The sequence below is a fragment of the Oleiphilus sp. HI0132 genome (assembly GCF_001635845.1).
In genome coordinates this window covers 1-4126 of the sequence record NZ_LWGJ01001206.1, presented here as the reverse complement: position 1 = coordinate 4126, position 4126 = coordinate 1, and the positions used below count along the sequence as shown (strand labels likewise).

Here is a 4126-nt window from a genome sequence, read left to right as displayed (position 1 = left end):
TAAGTGATGTTATTAACCTTTTAAACAAAAATAAAAACTCCATGATTTGTGTTGATGGAAAACACTTCATCAATTTTGCAATTGAAAAAGGCTATTACAATGAAATCATTGATGAGCTTTTTTACAATGAATTATATACAGAAAGTGACCACCTTGACTTTAACGCCATAACGATGACTTTAAATCCGAGCACAGGGCTTGAAGAACCCATGACCGTGCTGGACTATATCGACAAGGTGGCTTTAAAAGATCCTGCTATTTCCGGAGGCCCAACAGCTACTAGAGAAATCAAAGAAATCAGAGAACTGCTAATTGAAGAATTTGGAGCAAAGCCTTTCTCAGAGTTGAGCGAAGCTGAGATTGCTGAGTGGGAAGCTTTTCAGGCGCAACGCTAAGGGCTTGCGTTCCACTCAACATGCATAACCTTTCGACAATTACAGGACGCCAAAAGCGAGTAAAATGGTGAACGCTGAATGTCTGCTTTGTTGTGTTCTGTATCATAAACTACCCAATGACAAATGCGGTTTAGAATGAGTAACTAAATTGCAGTTCCACTCCGCTAACGTCGTGAGACTGATATTTGCTGATTGGCGCGATGCTGAACTTAGTTTTTGTAAGTTCGTGGTCAGTGGTGTTTGTTAATTGTAAGGTATCTTTCTCATTGCTATCCGAGATTAAATGCCAGGCGCCATAACCAATGCCCACCAGAATCGCAGCACTAATTACCGTACTAACTATAGTTACCCCTTTACTTGAAGAGGGAGAAGCAAAACTAACGCTGGGCAATAAAAAAAGAAATAAAATTAACGCTCTTATTTTGTTGTTCATAAATATTCCCTAAGGCTCTTTCTGTAAAGTAGAGTGAACCAAATTATCTTGTCCTGTTCCACTAGCGCGTTAAAGATTAACCGCTAATTCGATTCTAAACATTAGATTTCTATATTGGCAGCAAGCTCGAGTGCATCATCAACTTCTACACCTAGATATCGGACGGTACTCTCAAGGCTTGAGTGGCCAAGTAAAATTTGTACCGCTCGCAGATTCTTTGTTTGCTTGTAGATGATAGACGCCTTTGTGCGTCGCATGCTGTGTGTGCCATAGGCCGTTGTATCTAGCCCAATGCTACTGACCCAATTATGCACGATCCGTCCATAATGCCGCGTCGTAATATGATGACCTTTGTTGGATCGGCTTGGGAACAAAAAATCTAGAGAGTTGAGTTGGCGCTTTACCATCCACTCTGACAATGCCTCGCGGGTTTTGCGTGTAATCTCGAAGACAACTGGGCGCTTTGTTTTCTTCTGGATGACTTGTGCTCGGCTTTTGACTTCGGTGCCACGGGCGATATCCCTAATCAATAGTCCTACTAGGTCACACCCCCGTAACTTACTGTCCAGCGCTAGATTGAATAGAGCTAAATCACGAAGCTTATCGGCCATCTCTAGACGAACGCGAATCGCCCAAATATGTTCTTGCTTAAGAGGTAGTTTTTGGCCGATCAGCTTACCTTTATTCCACGGCTCTGCTTGGAGTACGTAATCAGGAAACGGCATGGCACACCTCCTTTTCTGTCAGGGTAAGGAGATTATTATGCGCCTAATTATTCTGAATTTCCCTTTCAGAACCTAGCTCTTGTTCAATCTGTTTATGAATTAGCTTCACAGTAAACAATATCGCATCTGACTCAAAACCGTCTTCATCGTAGCGTTTAACGCCTTCACCTAGCTTCCTGGCTTCTTCCAGAAGCGCGTAGGCGTTATCGCCTGGACTGCTGCACTCATCAAAACGATACTCTTCGATTTCCCGCCTCAGCCTTGATACACCCACACTCATATCTCTGCCCGGGTTGAAGTGACCGTGGATACCACCTTGTCTTAGTCGTTTATCGGCTCTTTGGTCAGCTTCTTCCACTTGATGCTGAATAATCTCAGATAGTGTTGACCATGAAGCATCTAGGTCTGTCCATGGTGAGGTAGGTATTGGATCGCGAGGTATGGTGACGGACTTGGTTGAAGAAGGAGGGACATCTTTTGTTAGATGCGTCGGTTGCTGCTTAGTTGCTGATATGATTTTTTCTTTTAACCATCGAAACATAACTAAAATACCTAACCTGATGATTGTGGTTTTATCTGACACTGATTATTATTTGCTCATAACAACTATATAACCGCACATATTGGGAACAACAATAACATGCATGACGCAACTGTAGCTCAAGCCGAGCCTATTGAACAAATTCGTTCAGAGCGATTTAATAATTTCATCGATTCTTACGCGTTAACTGCTGAATTAAATGGGCAGCCATACGCGCTAGAAAACCTATCTGATACGGGCGCAAAACTCACTTCTGTTTCTGGCAGCATAGTTAAAGGCAATGTGTATCCTTTTAAGGTTCTTTCATCTGAAAATCATGTGTTGTTCGAGTGCCAAGCTGAGATAGTTTGGCTGAACGAATCATGTGATACTTATTCATTCGGTATTGATTTTACGGATCATATTCTGCCTCGTGAACTGCTTAACTCCCTCGATCGTTTAATGTTAACTGAGTACGAAATTGAAAAAGAGCTCAATGCCTTTGACTCGATTCCAGAGGACTTTAGGCTATTAGTATTCGAGATTGAGAATTTCTTTATTCATCTTAAGAAGCATGTCGATGAGTTAGAGGAAAACTATGAGACACGCAATGAAGAATCTAAGGCCTCACTGCTAGATGCCATGGAAGTGCGTTTTGGCAATTATGTATCCGATAAGCTTAACCACTTTGGTAGGCGTTTGTATGATTATTTAGATCATCTTAAAGACAAGCAGAAAGCAGAGCGTTACTTAAACTTCTTCAGAAATGAACTTAACGAGTTTTATCTTCAAAGCCCTTATGCCAAGAGGGCAATGGAAAAACCGTTAGGGTATGCCGGTGATTATGAAATGATGAACCAGGTGTATCGTAATGGCTACGAGGGTAAGAACTTGTTTGCCAAATTGATCCATCGCTATACGGTGAATGAAGCAGCAGCTATTTCCGTACGAGAACGTAAAGCCTATCTCGCTCAAAAAATTAATGCCTGTATACAGGAATGCCAGTCGAAGGTTATTAGCATCGCCAGCGTGGCCTGTGGTCCAGCTCAGGAATGGGGTGAGTTTTTTAATACCTATACTTTGCCTGAAGACGCGCAGCTAGAGATTGTGTTAATCGATCAAGATAAAGAAGCGCTGTTAGAAGCTAGGCGTAACGCGTCCAGCGCTGTTAGAGCTTCTGGTATGACTAAACAAGTTAAAGTGAGATGCGAGCCTGTTGCTGTAAAAGATATTCTAGAACGTAATCCTGAAGCCTTAGCGCTACTGAGTAGTGGATTCGATATGGTTTATTCTGCCGGTTTGTATGATTATTTGCCGGGGCCCATTGCCAAAAGCCTTACAAAAATACTCACCAAAGCACTGAAGCCAAGTGGTCAATTGATTATTGGCAACTTTCATCCATCTAGTTCTACTCGTGCCATCTGTGAATTTTCTGTCGATTGGAGGCTGATATACCGAACAGAAGAGGAAGTCGTTGAATTAGGTTCTGAACTCGAAGGATTTGAAATCGAGTCCGAAGTAGACTCGCAGTCGATCGTTGTCTATCTGCTAATTCAAAACTAAAGGGATATTGTTATGGAAGGATACGCTAACTTTGTCATAGCTAAGCGCAAGATGATTATTGCGCTTGTCGCACTCGTAACTGCTTTTTTTGCTTTTACTTTACTTGAACTGCGCGTCAACTCATCCCCTTATTTTATGGCACAAGAACATGAATCCCGGATTCATGAGCTAGACATAAAGCGTCTTTTTACCAATTCGGGTGAACAGATATTAGTAGCGTTGGAACCAGCTAATGGAAGTCCTTTGGATTTGGAAACCGTTACACAGGTAAAAAAGCTTACAACCGAGTTTGAAGCGCTTACTTTGAATGAGTTCATCGATGAGTTAGTCCTCACAAAATTACGCATCAGTGCCGAGTCTAGTGCCTTGGTAGATCAGCTCGTTACTGCGCCAGTAAACAAGCGATTAGATATTGCCCGACAGTTGGAAAGCCTCGCTAAGAGCTCTGGTGCTGACACGAAAGCATTCAGGAAATCACTCGATAAAGTAA

General features: G+C 42.2%; 6 protein-coding genes. 3 read left to right on the top strand and 3 right to left on the bottom strand.

Annotation, left to right across the window (positions count from 1 at the left end):
* On the top strand, positions 1–395 hold a 395-nt coding region (locus A3766_RS31270), incomplete at its 5' end, for a hypothetical protein (protein WP_197479613.1).
* 130 nt (positions 396–525) lie between these two features.
* Here the strand turns inward: A3766_RS31270 and A3766_RS17540 are convergent.
* The 3 genes from A3766_RS17540 to A3766_RS17530 all read right to left on the bottom strand — a co-directional run bounded on the left by A3766_RS17540 (position 526) and on the right by A3766_RS17530 (position 2094).
* The gene (locus A3766_RS17540) at positions 526–828 is read right to left on the bottom strand and encodes a hypothetical protein (protein WP_068642598.1); all 303 of its coding nucleotides are present in this window, start codon (positions 826–828) and stop codon (positions 526–528) included.
* 101 nt (positions 829–929) lie between these two features.
* Positions 930–1553: a tyrosine-type recombinase/integrase gene (locus A3766_RS17535; RefSeq protein ID WP_068642595.1), complete on the bottom strand. Its 624-nt coding sequence runs from the start codon at positions 1551–1553 to the stop codon at positions 930–932.
* Between the two features lie 43 nt (positions 1554–1596).
* Positions 1597–2094, bottom strand: a complete 498-nt coding sequence (locus tag A3766_RS17530) for a hypothetical protein (protein WP_068642061.1) — start codon at positions 2092–2094, stop codon at positions 1597–1599.
* 99 nt (positions 2095–2193) lie between these two features.
* Here A3766_RS17530 and A3766_RS17525 point away from each other — a divergent pair, with 99 nt between their 5' ends.
* Together A3766_RS17525 and A3766_RS17520 are read left to right on the top strand one after the other, a co-directional pair.
* Complete coding sequence (locus tag A3766_RS17525) at positions 2194–3636, top strand: PilZ domain-containing protein (protein ID WP_068642593.1); 1443 nt, start codon at positions 2194–2196, stop codon at positions 3634–3636.
* Positions 3637–3648: 12 nt separating this feature from the next.
* A partial coding sequence (locus tag A3766_RS17520; RefSeq protein ID WP_156508950.1) for a hypothetical protein occupies positions 3649–4126 on the top strand: 478 nt, incomplete at its 3' end.